We start from the raw sequence: 247 nt of genomic DNA, 5'->3' as shown, positions 1-247 counted from the left end.
GTGCGTGGCGACCCGCGGGATCGCCCGCGGCGCGATGACGGCGCCGAGCAGCAGCAGCGCCGCCATGCCGATCGTGTGGGCGGCGATGTCGACGTGGGCGAACACGAGGGCGGTGCCGATCGAGGTGCCGACGACCGTGCCGGCGCTCCAGCTCGCGTGGAACAGCGGCATGATCGTGCGGCCGATCGCCTTCTCGACCGCCGCGCCCTCGACGTTCATGGCGACGTCGCAGATGGCGCTGCCGAAT

The 247-nt window shown here is 72.5% G+C and carries 1 pseudogene; it reads right to left on the bottom strand.

Features of this window, described 5'->3' with window-relative positions:
- A pseudogene (locus FJ658_RS16470) lies at window positions 1–247 on the bottom strand (MFS transporter); the annotation flags it as partial.

Origin of the sequence: Schumannella sp. 10F1B-5-1 (genome assembly GCF_006517535.1) — a bacterium.
Classification (GTDB): domain Bacteria; phylum Actinomycetota; class Actinomycetes; order Actinomycetales; family Microbacteriaceae; genus Schumannella.
The sequence above is the reverse complement of the archived record's forward strand: the minus strand, read 5'-3'. Positions and strand labels throughout refer to the sequence as shown.